At 67.2% G+C, this 19,319-nt stretch carries 2 protein-coding genes; both read right to left on the reverse strand.

Features of this window, described 5'->3' with window-relative positions:
* Nucleotides 1–164: 164 nt before the first annotated feature.
* Entirely contained in the window at nt 165–7,571 is a 7,407-nt protein-coding gene (locus AB0M74_RS09445) for an amino acid adenylation domain-containing protein (RefSeq protein WP_364903904.1), read from the reverse strand.
* A 338-nt stretch (nt 7,572–7,909) separates the two neighbouring features.
* Nucleotides 7,910–19,189, reverse strand: a complete 11,280-nt coding sequence (locus tag AB0M74_RS09450) for an amino acid adenylation domain-containing protein (RefSeq protein ID WP_364903907.1) — start codon at nt 19,187–19,189, stop codon at nt 7,910–7,912.
* Between the last annotated feature and the right edge of the window lie 130 nt (nt 19,190–19,319).

Raw genomic sequence — 19,319 nt, forward strand, 5'->3', positions numbered from 1 at the left:
ACCTATTCACACGAACACGCTCCCCTCCACAGCGCTACCGAGAGCATCGCCGAGGTCAACGGCAATCACCTGTCGGAGGTACCGTGCCTGAGCTCGCGACGGACACGGTAACCGCTGTCGTAGGAGACCGCTACATTATGGGGGCGAGGACGCCGATTGGTGCCTTACTGCCGAAGCAGATCCGGCAGCGCGAGCACCTCGACGCCCTCGCCCGCGATGAGCATCGGTCGGGCAGCACCGTCGTCGAGCACCACAACCTGCAGATCCGCGGGTTCACCAACCTCGACGGCGGCCAGACCGGCGGCGTCGGTGAACAGGTGGGTGACCCATTCGTCGGCAAGCACCTCGGGCAGATGGAGTTCTGTGGTTCCCGGTGCGACCACCGAGGCGCCCACCGCGCCCGTAGCGATCACCTCCAGCAGCGCGGCCATCGTCTCAGGGCGACCGTGCCGGAACGTACGGGATTCGAAAGTGAGCCCGGCGCGCGCGACCAGCCGTTGCGCCGCGGTCGCCAATTCGTCGTAGCTCAAGGTCGCACCGCTGTCGGGCAGCACAATCGCCGGATCATCACCCCGCAGCGTCCTTGTTCGGTTCGCGTAGGTCACGGGTTTGGACGATTGGAGATCGATCTCGGCGATCACCGCAGGATCGTCGAGGATGAGCCAGTCGATACCGCCGGTCGGCACCACCCCGTGGCGGGTGATATCGCTCGCCGAGCTGATGCCGACCTTCAGCGCGGGCTCGCTCGGCAGCGCCGAGTCCGCCGCTCGCATCGGAACCAGGGCGGCGCCCGCCTTCAGCACGGCCCAGATGGTGGTCGCCACTTCGGGGCTGCGGTCGAGTCGCACCGCGACGCCGGTGCCTGGTCCACAGCCGTGCCCGATCAATACCCTGGCCAGTCGCGAAGATCCGGCGTCGAGTTCCTGGTAGGACAGTTCGGTCCGGCCGGACACCACCGCGGGCCCGAACGGATCGGATTCCACCGCGACAGCCAGCAATTGGGTCGGCGCGATCCGCGCGGAGTTCTCGGTGCCCGCCGCGTCCGCGGCTGGTGTGGCCTGCGCTCGACTGCGCTCCTGCGCATCGAGAATATCGATGTCACCGACGCACACCTGCGGGTCGGTGACGACAGCGGAAAGTATGCGCTCGAAGCGCCGTCCGAAGGTCTGCACCGTGGCGTGGTCGAAAATATCCGTCGCATAGGCGAATACCGCGACAATCTCGTCGGGAGTGCCGTCGCCGCGATGGCGCGGCTCGACGATCAGCTGGAGATCGAACTTCGCGGTCACCGTGCCCGCATCCAACCCTGTCACCGTCAGTCCCGGCAGTTCCAGCGACGGCGGCTCGGTGTCCTCGAACGACAGCACCACCTGGAACAGCGGATGGTGCCCTGCCGCGCGAGCGAGCACGGTCTCCTCGACCACCCGCTCGAACGGAATGTCCGCGTTGGCGAACGCCGAAAGATCGGTCTCCCTGACCTGATCGACCAGAGCGGCGAAGCCGATCCCGGACGGTACCTCGGTGCGCAACGTCAGCGAATTGACGAACATGCCGACGAGATCGTCGAGAGCGCGCTCGGCGCGCCCGGCGAACGGAGTGCCGACCGCGATATCGGAGCTGCCCGACAACCGGGCGAGGAGCACGGCCAGCGCCGCGTGCACAACCATGAACAGCGTCGAATTCCGTTCCCGCGCAATACGCACGAGTCCTTCGTGCACCGTGGCAGGCACCCGGACCGCGGTCGACGCGCCACGCATGGACGGCGTAGCCGGCCGCGGCCGGTCCACCGGAAGTTCCAGTGCCCCGGACAATCCGTCGAGCTGCTCGCGCCAGTACGCCAATTGCCGTGCAGCAATGGAGTTCTCGTCGTCATCGGCTCCGATGACCTCGCGCTGCCAGATCGCGAAGTCCGCGTACTGCACCTCCAGCGGCTGCCAACCGGGCGAATTGCCGTGCAGGTGTGCGAGATAGGCGGTCATCAGATCCCGGGACAACGGCGCCATCGACGTGCCGTCGGCGGTGATGTGATGCACGACGAGCACCAGCAGATGCACCTCCGCCGACCCCGAGCGGCGCACGGCCGCGGTGACGTTGAGCAGCAGCGCCCGTACTGGAACCTGTTCTGTCACATCGAATCCGGTGGACATCATCTCGGTGAGCCTGGCCACCGGGTCGGCGGTGATCTCCACCGCGAGACCACCGGAAAGCACCTGGTCGACCGGCAGGATCTCCTGGTACGCCGTCCCGCCCGGTCCGTCGGTCGGGTAGCGGGTGCGCAGCGACTCGTGCCGTTCGAGCACATCGGCGACGGCGCAGCGCAGCGCGTCGACATCCAGTGCGCCGGTCAGCCGGATCGCCATCGGGATGTTGTAGGCGAGTGAGTTCGGGTCGACCCGGTTGAGCACCCACATCCGTTGCTGGGCCAGCGACAGCGGAATCCGATCCGGCCGAGTCATGCCCACCAGCGGCAACCTGGCTTCGGCGGCAGCCGCGGCGCCGGGCACGATGCGGGCCGCGAGAGTGCCGACGGTGCTCGCCTCGAACAACTCTCGCACCACGATGTTCGCGTGCAGCGCCTCGTTGATCCTGGCGACGGCCTTGGTCGCCAGCAGCGAGTTACCGCCGAGCAGGAAGAAGTCGTCGTCCAGGCCCACCTCGGCGACGCCGAGCAGCCCGGCGAACACCTCGGCGACAGCCTGTTCGATCGGTGAGCCCGGCGCGCGGAAGGTGGCCGCACTGATGAATGCCGGTGCGGGCAGCGCGCGTCGATCGAGCTTGCCATGGGGCGTGAGCGGCAGCGTCTCGATGATCTCGAACGCATCGGGCACCATGTAGCCGGTCAGGAATTCGGCCACCTGACTGCGCAGTTCGATCGGATCGAGCCAGTAGCGCGTCCCGTCCTCGGCGGCCGCGGGGACGACGTAGCCGATGAGCCGATCACCCGCGTACTCGTCCGAATGAACGAACACCGCGGCCCGGCTCACGCCGGGACAGCGCAACAGCGCGGACTCGATCTCACCGAGCTCGATGCGGAAGCCGCGCAACTGCACCTGCTGATCGCTGCGCCCCACGTACTCCAGGCTCGCCTCGCCGCCGAAACCGACCCAGCGGCCGATGTCGCCGCTGCGGTACATCCGAGATCCCGGCGCACCGAACGGATTCGCGACGAAGCGGGTCGCCGCCAGTCCCGGCCTGTCGAGATAGCCCCGCGACAGCTGGCCGCCCGCGACATAGATCTCACCGGCCACGCCGACCGGGGCGGGATGCAGCCGGGTGTCCAGAACGAAGGCGTCCGTGCCGGGCAGGGCACGGCCGATCACACTCGCGGCATTGTGGACAAGTCGCTCGTCGAGCGACAGGAACGACACGTGCACCGTGGTTTCGGTGATGCCGTACATGTTCACCAGCCACGGCTCGTTCATCGCGTGCCGCTCGTACCAGGGCTGCAGCTGACGCAGATCCAGTGCCTCGCCACCGAATATCACATAGCGCAGCGCCAGCGTGCCCGCAGCGGCGCGGTGCGCCGCGCGGTCGGCCTCCGCCAGCTGGTAGAACGCGGAGGGCGTCTGATTCAGCACGGTGACGCGCTCGCGAATCAGCAACTCGCGCAACCGTTCCGGAGCGCGTGCGGTGCCGTGGTCGACCAACACCACGCTGCCGCCGTTGGCCAGCGCACACCACAACTCCCACACCGAGAAGTCGAAGGCGAAGGAGTGCAACAGCGTCCACACATCGGTTTCGTCGAATTCGAGAAGCAGCTGAGTGTTGGCGAACAGCTCCAGGACATTGCGGTGCGCGACGCCGACGCCCTTCGGCTCGCCCGTCGAGCCCGAGGTGTAGATGACGTAGGCCAGATTGTCCGGGCGCAGCGGCGCGAAGCGATGAGCATCGATGATCCTGCCGTCGGCGAATGCGGACGCCTCCTCCAGCAGCACGACCGGAATATCACCGGGAGGCAGAGCATCCCGTTCGCTCGCGGTGCTGAGCACGCACACCGGTGCGGCGTCGGCGAGCATGAACTCCAGCCGCTGCACCGGGTAAGTGGTATCGATGGGCAGGTACGCCGCCCCCGTCGTGAGCACCGCGAGCAGCGCGACCGGTAGCTCTTCGGTCCGTGGAACTGCCACGGCGACAAGCATTTCCGGTCCGGCACCGCGAGCAATCAAGGCTCGCGCCACCCGATTGGCGCGGCGCTGCAACTCGCCGAAGGTCAGCGTGGTGTCCCCGCATCGCACGGCGACGGCCTCGGGCCGCGCTCGCACCTGGGCGGCGATGAGGTCGACCAGGGTCACCTCGGGCACCCGCACGCCGGGGGTGTTCCATGCGTGCAGCACCAGTTCGCGCTCACCGGGTGCGTACACGTCGATATCGCCGACAGCGGCAGCGGAATCGGTAGCCACCGCGCCGAGGATCTTGCGGAAGCGGTCGGCGAAGTCGTGCACGGTGGCCGCGTCGAACAGGTCCGTCGCATAGGTGAACACCGCCGAGATACCTCGTGCCGCACCATCGGCATCGATGTTCTCGACCACGTCCAGCTGCAGGTCGAATTTTGCCAGCGGCCGTGCCATCTCCACGCGCGACACCGTCAGCCCGGGAAGTTCCAGCTCCGGCTGTACCGGGTTCTGGTAGGTCAGCATCACCTGGAACAGCGGATGCCGCGCGGTGGAACGGACCGGATCGAGCAACCCGACCAACCGTTCGAACGGCACGTCGGCGTGGCCGAAGGCTTGTACGTCGGTCTGTCGCACCGCGCGAAGCAGCTGCTCGAAGGTGGCGTCGGGGTCGACATCGGTGCGCAGCACGAGGGTATTGACGAACATGCCGATCAGCTCGTCGAGCGCCGCCGCACCACGACCCGCGACCGGCGTCCCGATCGCGATGTCCCTGGCGCCCGACAACCGCGCGAGCAGTACCGCCAGCGCAGCGTGCACCACCATGAACAGCGTCGAATTGTGCTGCCGCGCAACACCGCGCAGCTGCTGATGCACCTCGGCATCGATATCGAAGGCAACAACCGCACCCTTGTTGGTCGCGACCACTGGACGCGGCCGGTCCACTGGTAACTCCAATTGACCAGGGAGATCAGCCAATTCGCGCTGCCAATAGGCGATCTGCTGGGCCGAAAGGGAATTCGCGTCGTCCGCGCTGCCGAGCAGCGCCCGCTGCCAGATCGCGTAGTCGGGGTACTGCACGGCCAGCGGCTGCCGGTCCGGGAGGCCGCCGCGCGCCCGTGTCACGTACGCGGCCATCAGGTCCCTGATCAGCGGGGCCATCGAGAAACCGTCGCCCGCGATGTGGTGGACAACGCACACCAGCACATGTTCGGTTTCGCCGGTCTGCAACAGCCGCAGCCGCACCGGAGGTTCGGTCGTCACATCGAATCCATCGATGATGGCCGCGGTCACGACACGGGGCACATCGATCTCGGCGACCTGCTGCGGCTCGAGCTCAGCAACCGCCCGCACATCCTCGATCGGCAGCACGACCTGGAAGCCTTCGCCGTCGACATCGGGATAGATCGTGCGCAGCGACTCGTGCCGCTCGACCACATCGCGCACCGCGGCGCGCAGCGCGTCGACCTCGAGCCGACCCGACAGCCGCACTGCGACGGGAATGTTGTCGACGGCGCTCGCCGGGTCGAAGCGGTTCAGAAACCACATCCGCTGCTGCGCGAATGACAGCGGAATCCGATCGGGTCGCGGCAGCGAGCCGAGTGCCGGACCGGCGGCAGCACCGGCCAGCCGCTCCACCCGCTCGGCAAGCCCGGCCACCGAAGACGCCTCGAAGAGCACCTGCACCGGCACTCGCGTGTCCAGTGCATCGCCGATGCGCGCCACCGCCTGCGCCGCGAGCAACGAATTCCCGCCGAGCGCGAAGAAGTCATCCTCCACGCCGACTCGACCCCCGGCATCGGTGGCGTCCGCGACGAGCAGCGCCGCGAAGACCTCGGCGATGATCTGCTCGGTCCGGGTGGCAGGTGCCCGGGTCGCGAACACCGGTTCGGGCAGGGCGGCCCGGTCCAGCTTCCCCACCGGGGTGAGCGGAATTTCGTCGAGCACCACGATGGCGGTGGGCACCATATAGTCGGGCAACGATTTTCCGGCGAACTCCGCGAGCTCGGCGGTATCGACAACAACTCCGGGCTGCGCCATCACGTAGGCGACCAGCGCCATCGCGCCCGACGGGAGCGTGGTGCCGACGGTCGCGGCGAATTCGATGCCGGGACAGTTGGTCAGCACACTGTCGATCTCACCGAGCTCGACCCGCAGGCCGCAGATCTGCACCTGGAAGTCGCAGCGACCGAGATATTCCAAGAAATCATCGGATTCGTGCCGCCGGACCAGGTCGCCGGTGCGGTAGAGCCTGCCACCCTCGCGGCCGGTGACGGCACCGAAGGGGCTGGCGACGAACCGGTCTGCGGTCAGCGCGGGCTGCCCGAGATAGCCCTGCGCCAGCGCGGCCCCGGAGAGGTACAGCTCGCCGATCACGCCCGCGGGCACCGGACGTAACCGCGAATCCAGCACGAACGCGCCGACTCCAGGAATGGCTGCGCCGATGGTGACCTCCGCGCGTGGGCGCATCGGCGCGGTGGTGGTGACCATGACCGTGGCTTCGGTCGGACCGTAGGCGTTGAACATCGTGCGATCGCCGGTCGCCCAGCGGTCGACGAGTTCGGGATGGACCCGATCGCCACCCACCACGACGACGCGCAGCTCGTCGAGGCCGGTCGGCTCGACCGACTCCAGTGCGCCCGGTGTGATCAGCAGATGGGTGATCCGCTCGCGGCGGACGAGCTCGGCAAGATCGACGCCGCCGAACACCTTCGGCGGCACGATGACGAGCGTGGCGCCCGAGAAGAAGGTGAACAGCATCTCCATCAGCGAGAAGTCGAAACTCGGTGAGCTCAGCTGCGTGACCCGGGATTCGCCGGTCACCGCATAGCGCTCGCACTGCGCGATGACCAGGCCGGAAAGCCCGGCATGGGTGACGACGACACCCTTGGGCAAGCCGGTCGATCCCGAGGTGTAGATGACGTAGGCCGGGTGCTTGTCGATGAGCGGCCGGACCCGATCGGTGTAGGAGATCGGATGCGCGGGCCGGGCGGCACAGCGTTCGGCGACCACCGGGTCGTCGAGTTCGATCCAGTACACCGATCGCCCGAGGCCCGCGCGATGTGCCCGCGTGGTGAGTCCGAAAAGGACCTGGGAGTCGGACAGGATGTGCGCGATCCGGTCCGCGGGATAGGCCGGATCGACCGGCACATAGGCGGCCCCGGTCTTCGCGACGGCCCACACCGCAAGCACCGATTCCACCGAGCGGGCGATCGCTATCGCCACCAGGTCCCCTGGGCCCGCGCCGCGATCGATCAACTCACGCGCGATGCGTGAGGATGCCTCGTCCAGCTCGCGGTAGGTGAGCTCACGCTGATCGGCCGGATCACCGGTCGGATTGAACCGGATCGCCGCAGTATCCGCCGCCGACTCGACCGCTGCGGTCAGCAGCTGCCCGAGAAGCGGCGCCCCGGACCGCCGACGGCGGTTTACACGAACAGAACGCCGAGCAGTATCCATCCGAGTGCATTCACCTCTCGCGTCGAGCCGGGCAGCGCGGCCTAACTATCTTCAAAGCCCCACTTCGAGGTCGTCGTTCTGGGCGAATGCGCCCGCGCAACGAGCCAAGTGTAGGCGTGCGCCGTGGTAGGCGCGCCCACAGTGTTACGCCCAAGTAGCTTTCATTCAACCCGGGCACCGGGATGACGCGAGTCGTCGGCAAATGTTCTGACTAGCCGATGATTCAGAATGTCGTGCGACGCCACGGCGCGGTCAGCACCTTAGCGATCCGGTCGAGCGCGGTGTCGGTCGGGATCGAGTCGGCCACTTCCGGCTCGATCCCGACTATCACCTGCTACTCATTCGACAGCGGCAGCACCTTCGGGCGAACCTGCCCACACCTGGGCCAGTACCGAACCGATGTGGGCGAGCGCCGAGCCCGCCGTCATCCGCCAGTGCGTTTGCGCCACCGCGAAGTCGTGCACCGTGCCATCGACCGCGTCGACCCATGTCGCGACTCCCGCCTTGCCGGCAGGCGCATCGTGGGCCGCGGTGAAGTAGACGAGGTCACCATGGAACGGGCGGGCGCGGTACTCGTACATGAGGACCGCCGATCGAATACCCGCGTCGACCACTCGGGTAATCCGCTCGGGGCCGAACGAAGCGAACGGCTCCGGCAGTCCTGCCAACTGGTCGGCAAGCCTTGCCACGTCGATCTCCGCATCGAGGCCGAGATCGAGCTCGACGTCACCGAACAGTCCACCGACCAGCTCGGCAATCGGTAGCGGCGCAGGTGCGCTGTCGGCTACGACGACCTCGACGTCACCGGCATCACCGGCGGTAGCCAAGAAGCTGTCCATCATCGCCAGCAGACCGACCTGCTCACCCTCGTCCTGCAACTGCACAGCGATGGCGTGCGCGATGACACCACCGAGCGACCAGCCCAACAAGTGGTACGGCCCCTGCGGCTGGACCGAACGGATCTCCTTGATGTAGCGCCGCGCCCAATCTTCGATCGAATCCGGCATCGCTTCGTCGGAGCCGAGCGAGGGCGACTGCAAACCGTAGATCGGCCGCTCCCGATCGATGTGCGCGGCCAGACCAGCGAACGACCAGGACAGACCACCGACCGGGTGAATGCAGAACAGCGGCTCCAGCGATCCCGACTGCCGCAACGGCAGCAACACATCGAACGCGGAATCGTCGGCAACCTGGCCGCCGCGGCGCCGCTCCACCTCGGTGGCCAGCTCCGCCGGAGTAGGTGCGTTGAACACCCACATGACCGGGATACGTTCGTCGAGCGCCGTGCTCAGCAGACGCACCAGTTTCGTGGCGACCAAAGAGTTGCCGCCACGCTCGAAGAAGTTGTCGTCCAACCCGATTCGATCATCCGCCGCACCATCGTCGGCGCTCTCGGCAAGACCGAGCGCCTCGGCGAACGCCCGCGCGACGATCTTCTCGACCGGCGTCGACGGCGCGCGGAACGCCCGTGCCGCGAATACCGGTTCGGGCAGCGCGCGTCGGTCCAGCTTGCCGACCGGCGTCAGCGGAATTTCGTCGAGCACGGTAATGGTGGTCGGGACCATGTGCACGGGCAGCCGCTGCTGCGCGAACGCGGTCAACTGGTCGGCATCGACTTCGGCCGCGTCGATCACGTGCACATAGGCGGCCAGAATCGTTGTGCCGTTGTCGAGTTCGTGGCCGATGGTGGCCGCGAAGTCGACATTCTCGTGCGCGCCGAGCACCGCATCGATCTCACCGAGCTCGATACGGAAACCGCGAATCTTCACCTGGAAGTCGTTGCGCCCCATGTATTCCAGCTCGCCGTCCGCAGTCCACCGCACCAGGTCGCCGGTGCGGTACACGCGAGAACCGTTGGTGTCGAACGGATGCGGAATGAACCGTCCCGCGGTCAGCCCGGGGCGGGCATGGTAGCCGCGCGCCAGCTGCGCCCCGGTGATGTAGAGCTCGCCGATCACGCCATCGGGCACCGGCCGTAGCCGCTCATCGAGGACGTACTCGCCGATCTCGCGGATCGGGCCGCCGATCGTCACCGGCGCACCCGGCACCATCGGGGCGCTGATGTTCGTCATGATCGTGGTCTCGGTCGGCCCGTAGCCGTTGTAGAACTCACGGGTGCCCTGCTGCCCGATCGGCAAGACCCAACGCCGGACCAGATCCGGCGGACATGCCTCACCGCCGGCAACCACGACACGCAGGTCATCGAGACCGGTCGGATCCACCGAGGCAAGGGCTGCCGGGGTGATGAACGCGTGCGTCACCCGCTCGCGGCGCAGCAGTGCCGCCAGTTCGCCGCCACCGTAGACCGCGGGCGAGACCACCACCATCGTTGCCGCGCCGCCGAGTGCGAGAAGCAGCTCCAGCACCGACGCATCGAAGGCGGGGGACGCGAAATGCAGTGTGCGCGCGGTACTCGTCAGCCGATACCGAACGCGCTGTTCCTCGCAAAAGCCCGCCAGCCCGGCCTGGGTGACCGTCACGCCCTTCGGCGTGCCTGTCGACCCGGATGTGTAGATCACGTACGCCGGATGCGCGCCGCGCAACGGCCGTACGCGGTCGTCATCGGTAATCGGCGCGTCCGGATGCCCCGCCCCCGCGGCATCGTCGATATCCAGCCATTCGACCTGGTCGGGCAGGTCACCGCGGACCGAAGCGACGCTGAGCCCGAGCACCGCACCGCAGTCCGACACCGTGTGCGCGATCCGCTCGGCCGGATAATTCGGGTCGACCGGCACGAATCCCGCGCCCGTCTTGGCCACCGCCCACACCGCGAGCACGGACTCCACCGACCTCGGAATCCCTACCACCACAAGATCTTCGGGACCGATCCCGCGCTCGATCAGCGACCACGCGAGCCGGGTCGACCGTGCGTCGAGTTCGGCGTAGGTCAGCTGCGCCGCTGTCGTCGTCGCATCGGCGAAGACGACGGCGATACCGAGGGGGTTCGCTGCCACCGCAGCCCCCATCAGCTCCGGCAACGTGGCCGGCCGTGCCCGCTCGGTGCCAGCAGGACCCACACCGACCATCGACTGGCCGGGCCGCACCCGAGTCAGGTATTCGTATTCGGAGTCAGCGAGCAGGGACACATCACCGACCGGCACATCCGGCCGGGCGAGAATCGTATCCAGCAGTCGGAGGAATCGCTGCGCGAACACCCGCACCGTGTCCTCGTCGAACAAGTCGCGCGCATAGGCGAACTCCGCGTGCGAGCCGTCGTCGGACCGGCGGATGTTCAGTGCCAGATCGAGCTGCCCGGTATCGACCCCGACCCCGGCATCGGTGTCGGTGTCGGTGTCGACCGAGAGCGCCACCTGGAACAGCGGGTGGCGTGCTGTCGAACGCTCCGGGTTCAGCAGCTCGACCAGCTGATCGAACGGAATGTCGGCGTGCGCGAACGCATCCAGTTCCGCGGCGTGCACCTGCGCGAGCAGATCGGCGAACGTGGCCTTGCCACGCACCAGGGTACGCAGCACCACCGTATTGACGAATGTGGCTGCGGCATGGCTTGATTCGGTCACGGCCCGACCGGTGACCGGCGCACCGACGGCGATGTCGTCGGTGGCCGACATGCGTGCGAGGAACACCGCGAGCGCGGTGTGCACCACGGTGAAGATCGTCGTGTTCCGCTCGTCGGCCATGGCCTGGAGTCCGCGGTACACGGAATCCTCGACGGCGAACGGCACCTGCCCGACCATGGCCGATCGGTGGGCCGGACGGCGCCGATCCGCGGGCAGAGTCAGCTCATCCGGCAGCTCGGCCAATGCGCTGCGCCAGTACTTGGCCTGCGTGATGAGGTCGGTGTGCGCGGCGTCGAGCACCGCGTTCGTCGCCGCGATGCTGCGTTGCGGTGCCGAGATCAATTCGGTGATCAGGATCCGCAATCGCTCCACGATGTCGCGCGCCACCGCGTCGGTCACCGTGTCGCGCCGGTGCATCACCTTCACATGAATCTGGGCGCCCATCTCGACCTGGACGGAGAACGGGTAGTGCGTGAACTCGGCCGACTGCAACCCCGCGACCGCCAGGCCGTCGATATTGCTGCCTGCCTGCTGCAACCCGTCGGCATCGACGGGGTAGGACTGGAAAGCCACCAGCGTGTCGAACAATTCGCCGACACCGACGGCGCGCTGGACGTCGGCCAATCCGAGGTAGTGATGGTCCAGCAGTGCGACCTGCTCACCCTGCAGCTTGCCCAACAGCTCGTGCACCGTCATCTGCGGATCGAAGCGAACCCGGACCGGGATGGTGTTCACGAACAGTCCGACCATGTCGTCGACACCGTCCAACTGCGGCGGCCGCCCGGAAACAGCGGCACCGAACACCACATCGTCGCGGTCGGTGATGCCGGCGATCACCAGCGCCCACGCGGCCTGCACCACGGTGTTGGCGGTGACCTCGGCCGCGGCGGCGAACGCGGTCAGCTCCGCCGAGGACAGCTCGAAGGAGTTGGTACCGAAGCCGTCCGCCGAGGCAGGCGGCGAGGGCAGCACCGGGGCCAGTAGGGTCGGCTCGACCCCGTCCATCGCGGTGCCCCAGGCCCGCTCGGTGAGTTCCCGATTCTGCGCCGACAGCCAGGCCAGGTAATCGCGATAGGGCCGCACACGCGGCAGCAGGGACGCATCCCCGTGCGTCACGTAGAAGACCATGAGGTCTTTCATCAGCAGCGGCGTCGACCAGCCATCCAGCAGAATGTGATGCGAAGTCAGCACCAGGTGCGTACGCCCGGTTTCGGTGCGGTACACCGTGAATCGCAACAACGGCGCCGTCGTCGGCTCGAATCCGAGCCGCCGATCGGCCGACATCATCGACGCCAGATCGGCATCCGGCACCGCATCGACTATCTGCCACGGCACCTGTACACCGTCGGCGATCAGTTGCACCTGGGTGCCATCCGCGGCGGGTACGAAGGCAGCCCGCAGGTTCGCGTGCCGGTCCAGCATCGCCTGCGCCGCACGACGCATGCGATCCAGATCGAGATCGCCGGACAGCTCGACCGCCAACTGGGTGACGTAGGCATCCACCGATCCGGCCAGCAGATCCATCAGGAAAAGCAACCCGGACTGCAACGGTGACAGCGGCAACACATCGACCAGGCCGGGATGCTCCCGCTGCCATATGTCCAACTCCGCCTGGGAAACTCGCACCAGCGGCACATCCGACGGCGTCAGACCACCGGCCGCCGGGTCTGTCACATGCCCAGCCACCGCGGTCAGCGCGGCAAGCCAATCATCGGCCAGCTCCCGCACCGCCGCCTCGTCGAGAATCTCAGCGGCGTACTGGAACATGACATTCATCAGCGGGCCCGCATCCGTGTCGACCACGATCGCGTTGATGTCCACCACCGCGGCGGCGGGCATGGCGGGATCCAGTTCCGCGGGGAGATCACCCAGATCGCCGGTCGGCAGCCAACCCGCGTCGGCCAAACCCTCGGGCACCCCGCCCGTGGAGACGCGCCCGAGGTAGTTGAACCCGATCTGACCGAGATCGCCGACCAGCTCAGCGGCAGTGTCGGGATTGAGGTGGCGCAGCATGCCGAAGCCGATGCCCTTGTCCGGCACCGCGAGCAGCTGCTCCTTCACCGACTTCAGCATGGCCGCGGTAGCCGCCCCGCCCGCGTTGGCCGCATCGATGTCGACACCGGACAGATCGACCGCGAGGGGATAGAGACTGGTGAACCAGCCGATGGTGCGCGTCAGATCCGCACCGGGGACCGCATCCTCCTCACGGCCGTGTCCTTCCAACCGCACCCGAGTGACCGGGGCATCGATGCCCCGCCTGGCCCGCCACGAACGCACCGCCAGAGCGAGCGCCGCGAGCAAACCATCATTGACACCACCCCGATACAGCGCGGGCACCTTGGTCAACACCGCATCGGTCACCTCGACCGGTACCTGGACCGCGAACTGCTGCACCGTCGCGTGGGTATCCACCGCGGGGTCGAGGGCCCGGATGCCGAGCAGCGGATCCGATGCCGCCAGCAACCCGCGCCAGTAGTCGAGTTCCGCGATCCGAGCGGCACCGGCGGCCTCCTCGACCAAACCGTGCGCCCAACGCCGGAACGACGTGCCGGTGGCGGGCAGCGCGATAGGTTGCCCAGACGCACGCTGCACCCCGGCCAGCACCAGATCCGGGATCAGAATGCGCCACGACACACCGTCGATCACATCGTGATGAGCCGCGACGATCAGCGCGTCGCGTGCGTCCGGCCTGCGCAACCACCGCAACGCCAGCATCACGCCCGCGGCAGGATCCAGCGCAGCGAGCGCGGAATCCATAGCGGCGCGGCCGATTCGGTTCAGCTCCGCTTCGTCGACACCCGCGGGTACCTCGACCTCGCGCACCAGCGTGGCCGCGTCGACGGCGCCCGGTGCCTGCACCTCGAAACGCCAGCGTCCATCGACCTGCGATACCCGCGAGCGCAGCACGTCGTGATGATCGAGCACCGCGCCGACCGTCGCTACCAAACCCGCGTGGTCGATATCCTCCGGCAGCCCGAGCACCATGGCCTGGGCAAACCGGCCGAACGAACCGGCAGCGAGCGAAGCAGCCACGACCGGCGTCAACGGGACCTCGCCGACGCCACCGCCCGGCAGCTCGGCCAACTCCACCAGGGCGACATCTCCCACGTTCACCGCGACCCTGGCCAGCTGGGCCACCGTCTTCTGCTCGAACACATCCCGCGGGGTGAACACGATCCCGGCCGCCTTGGCCCGCGATACCAACTGAATCGACATAATGCTGTCGCCACCGACCGCGAAGAACGAATCGTCGACACCGACCCGATCCACACCCAGCACCTGGGCGAACAACGCGGCAAGCCGCGACTCCACCTCACCGACGGGTTCACGCGACACCGTCACCTTGAACTCCGGCTCCGGCAACGCCTTACGATCCAGCTTGCCGATCGGGGTCAACGGGACTTCGTCCAGCACCACGATCGCCGCGGGCACCATGTAGGGCGCGAGACTGCGCGCGGCGAATTCGGTGAGGCGGGCCGGATCGACAACGCGACCTGGCGCCGCCAGCACGTACGACACCAGAATCTGTGCGCCCGCTGCCGTCTCGCGGCCCATCGTGACCACATATTCGACGTCGTCATGGCTACCGAGTACCGCGTCGATCTCACCGAGCTCGATACGGAAACCACGGATCTTCACCTGGAAGTCGGTGCGCCCCAGATACTCCAGTGTCCAACCGGCCGGACCGTTGGGCTCGGGCACCCGGCGCACCAGATCACCGGTCCGGTACATCCTGGTACCCGGTTCGCCCCACGGATTGGCGATGAAGCGCTCCGAGGTCAGCTCCGCGCGATTGTTGTAGCCGCGGGCCAATCCGGCTCCGGCCAGATACAACTCGCCGACCACACCCGGCGGGACCGGATTGAGCCTGCCGTCCAGCACCAGTGCCGAGGTCCCCGGCACCGGCGGCCCGATGGTCACCGGCTGTCCGGCGACCAGATCACCGTAGGAGCAGGTGATAGTGGATTCGGTCGGACCATAGGCGTTGAGATACCGGCGGCCGGGCTGCCACTTGTCGACCAGCTCCGTGGTCGTGACATCGCCACCGACATCGACGACAACCAGGTCGTCCATCCCGGTCGGATCCAAAGTGCCGAGTACCGCCGGGGTGATGATCGTGTGGGTCGCGCGCTCGACACGTATCAGTTCACTCAGGTCGGCCCCGCCGACAACGGTCGACGGTACGATCACCAAGGTCGCGCCGGTGGCGAAGGCACACATCCATTCCAGCACCGAGGGGTCGGCAATGGTGGTGCGCACGTGCAACATTCGATGCTGCGGCCCGAACCGGTGCAGCTCGATCGCGTAGTCGAGCAGGCTGCCGAGACCGGTATGGGTGACCACGACACCCTTGGGGCGGCCGGTCGAGCCGGAGGTGTAGATCACGTAGGCGGGGTGCCGAATGTGCAACGGCGCCAACCGATCCGCATCGGTCACCGGAGCCGCGGACTGCGCCGCGCACAACTGCTCGATCTCCGGGTCGTCGAGAACCAGCCACGACACATCATCGGGCAGTTCATCGACATATTCGGCGAAGGTGACGCCGAGAACCGCCCGGGAATCGGTGACCATGTATTGCACCCGATCCCGCGGGTGCGTCGGGTCGACCGGCACCCACGCGCCACCGGCTTTCGCCACCGCCATCATGGCCGCGACCGTCTGGTAGGAGCGCGGGCAGCACAGCACAACCAGCTGGTCGGGACCGACACCACGATCGATCAGCACCCGCGCCAATCGCGAAGTGTATTCGTCCAATTCGCCATAACTGATCGACCGGTCTTGATACCGCACCGCAGTGCGGTCGGCACCTGATCGCACACCGCGGGTCAAGATATCCGGCAGCAGGTCCGCACCGGTGACATCGACGGGAGGCACCTGGGTGAGCATCTCGTACTCGTCCTGGGCCAACACCGGCAGATCGCCCACCGGCGCGTCGGGATTACTGGTGACCGCCACCAGCACCCGGGTGAATCGCTCGACGAAACCGGCGACGGTGGCGGCGTCGAACAGATCCTCGGCGAACGACAGCGAGGCCGCCATACCGCCATCGGGGCCTGCCGTCGGCTGAATGGTCAACGACAGATCGAATTTCGCGGTGTCGACCTCGAAGTCCACCGCACCGATCCGCAACCCGGGGAGCTCGAAATCGGCGTCGGGCAGGTTCTGGAACGACAGCATCACCTGGAACAGCGGCTGCCGCGCCGAGGAGCGCTCCGGACTCAGCACATCGACCAGTCGCTCGAACGGCAGGTCGGCATGCGCGAACGCCTGCAGGTCGGCTTCCCTGGTCCGCGCAAGCAACTCGAGGAAACTCAGGCGCCCCGCCACCTCGGTGCGCAGCACGAGGGTGTTGACGAACATGCCGATCACGTCGTCGAGCTCGGCCTCGCCGCGACCGGCCACCGGAGTACCGATAGCGATGTCGTCGGAGCCCGACAAGCGCGCGAGCAGCACGGCGAGCGCGGCGTGCACCACCATGAACAGGGTGGCGTTGTGTTCTTGTGCCAGCCGGACCAATGCCGCGTGCCGCTCGGCATCGATCACGAAATCGATGTGGCCACCGGCAAAGGACTGCACCGGGGGACGCGGGCGGTCCGACGGCAGGTTCAGTTCATCCGGCAGCCCGGCCAACGCCTGCGTCCAGTACGACAACTGCTGTCCGGCAAGCGATTCCGGATCGGATTCGGCACCGAGCACCGCGCGCTGCCACAGCGCGAAATCCGCGTACTGCACCGGCAGCGGAGCCCACGCCGGTGCTTCGCCGCCACTGCGTGCCGCATACGCCAGCATCAGGTCACGGGTCAACGGTCCCATCGACCAGCCGTCGGCACTGATGTGATGCGCGACGAGCACCAACACATATTCGTCTTCGGCGTCGACACCATCGACCTGAAACAGCTTGGCGCGCAACGGAACCTCGGTGGTCACGTCGAAGCCCGCGGCAACCAGCCCGCCGATCTGTTCGCGCAACGCGGCGGCGTCGAGCCGCTGCGGGGAGACATCCGGCACCGCCTGCCCCGCAGGCAGCACCGATTGGTAGGCGATGCCATCGTGTGCCGGATAGACCGTGCGCAGCACCTCGTGACGGGCCACGACATCCGCGACGGCCTGCTGCAGTGCGACGAGATCCAGCTCACCGGTCAGTCGTACGGCAATCGGAATGTTGTATGCCGCGGATGCCGGATCGAATTGGTTCAGGAACCACATCCGCTGCTGTGCGAGCGACAGTGGAATACGCTCCGGCCGCGGACCGGCCACCAGCGCGGCGCGGCCGCCGGAACCCGCATGCTCCGCCAGCGTGGCGGCCAACCCGGCGACGGTCGGCGTCTCGAACAGCCAGCGCGCCCGAACACGAGTATCCAGCGCCGCGCCCAAGCGGGCCGTCAGCTGCGTGGCGATCAGTGAGTTGCCACCGAGTGAGAAGAAATCGTCATCGGCACCGACCGCTGCGTCGGTACCGAGAAGGTCGGCGAAAGTATCGGCGACCAACGTCTCGATCGGCCCCGACGGGGCGCGGAAAGCGCTGGTACGCAACTGCGGGGTCGGCAGTGCCCCCCGATCCAGCTTGCCGACGGGCGTCAACGGAATCTCGTCGAGCACCATGATGGTGGTCGGCACCATATGTGCGGGCAGGCGGCGCTCGGCCAGCGCCGTCAGCTCCGCCGGATCCACCGGCGAACCGTTCGCGGCATGCACATACGACACGAGGATCGTGCCCGCGTTCTCCAGTTGGTGCCCGATGGTCACGGCGAAATCGACGGTCTCGTGTTCGGCGAGGACCGCGTCGATCTCGCCGAGCTCGATCCGGAAGCCGCGGATCTTCACCTGGAAGTCGTTGCGCCCCAGATACTCCAGCTCCCGATCCGCGGTCCAGCGGACCAGGTCACCGGTGCGATACAGCCGCGAGCCGGGCGGGCCGAACGGATCGGCCACGAACCGGGCAGCCGTCAACCCCGGCCGATCGTGATATCCACGGGCCAGCTGCGCCCCGGAGACATAGAGTTCGCCTGCCACTCGGTCCGGGACCGGCACCAGCTGCGCATCCAACGCGTATTCGGTGATCGCACGAATCGGGCCACCGATCGTCACCGGTACGCCCGGCGTCATCGGTGCGCTGATATTGACCATGATGGTGGTCTCGGTGGGCCCGTAACCATTGAAGAACTCGCGGGTTCCCGTGGCTATCGGTAGCACCCAGCGCCGCACCAACTCTGGTGGGCACGCCTCACCACCGGCCACCACTACCCGCAGCTCATCGAGTCCCTCGGGGGGCAGCGAAGCAAGAACGGACGGGGTGATGAACCCATGCGTCACTCGCTCCCTGCGCAAAAGCTCGGCCAGCTCGTCACCGCCGTACACGGTCGGCGACACCACGACCATCGTCGCGGCCCCACCCAGCGCCAGCAACAATTCCAGCACCGACGCGTCGAAGGAAGGCGAGGCGAAGTGCAGGGTCCTCGATGCGGCAGTCACCCGATAGCGCTCACGCTGCTCATCGCAGAAACTCGACAGCCCCGCCTGCGTGACGACCACGCCCTTCGGCGCACCGGTCGATCCGGACGTATAAATCGCATAGGCGGGGTGTTCGGCCCGCAGCGGCCGTACCCGGTCGGCATTGGTGACCGGATCCGCCGGGTACTCCCCCAACAGTTGTTCGAGCTCGGCGGTGTCGATTTCCAGCCAATCGACCCGGTCGGGTAGGTCGGCGCGCATTGAAGCGACAGTCAAACCCAGGACGGCACCGGAATCCGAGACCATGTGCGCGACCCGATCGGCAGGATAGTTCGGGTCGACGGGAACGAACCCGGCACCGCACTTGGCGATCGCCCACACCGCGACCACCGACTCCGCCGACCGCGGGATACCCACGGCGACCAAGTCCTCCGGCCCGACGCCGTGGTCGATCAGGTGTCTGGCCAGCCGGTTGGATCGATTGTCGAGTTCGGCATAGCTCAGCTGTGCGAACGTCGTGGTGGCGTCGGCGTGCACGAGCGCGATGCCATCGGGGTTCGACTCCACCGCAGTCGCCATGAGCTGCGGCAACGTGGTGACTCGGGCTCCGCGGGTTCGGGTAGGACGGACGCGAGTGGGGCGGCTCATGCCTGCGTCACCATTCGATCACAGCAACGCTGGGCCACCGGCCAATTCCCGAACACATCGAACATCGCAGAATCTTCCCAACCGCTTGTTAACGCAAGAACACATGGCACGGGGCGTACCCCACAAAAGC

It is taken from the genome of Nocardia sp. NPDC051463 (assembly GCF_040681975.1).
GTDB lineage: Bacteria > Actinomycetota > Actinomycetes > Mycobacteriales > Mycobacteriaceae > Nocardia.

What these genes read in the sequence shown, in the direction of transcription:
- AB0M74_RS09445 (WP_364903904.1), bottom strand. Translation starts at nt 7,571, where the DNA reads ATGGATACTGCTCGGCGTTCTGTTCGTGTAAACCGCCGTCGGCGGTCC.
- AB0M74_RS09450 (WP_364903907.1), bottom strand. Translation starts at nt 19,189, where the DNA reads ATGAGCCGCCCCACTCGCGTCCGTCCTACCCGAACCCGCGGAGCCCGA.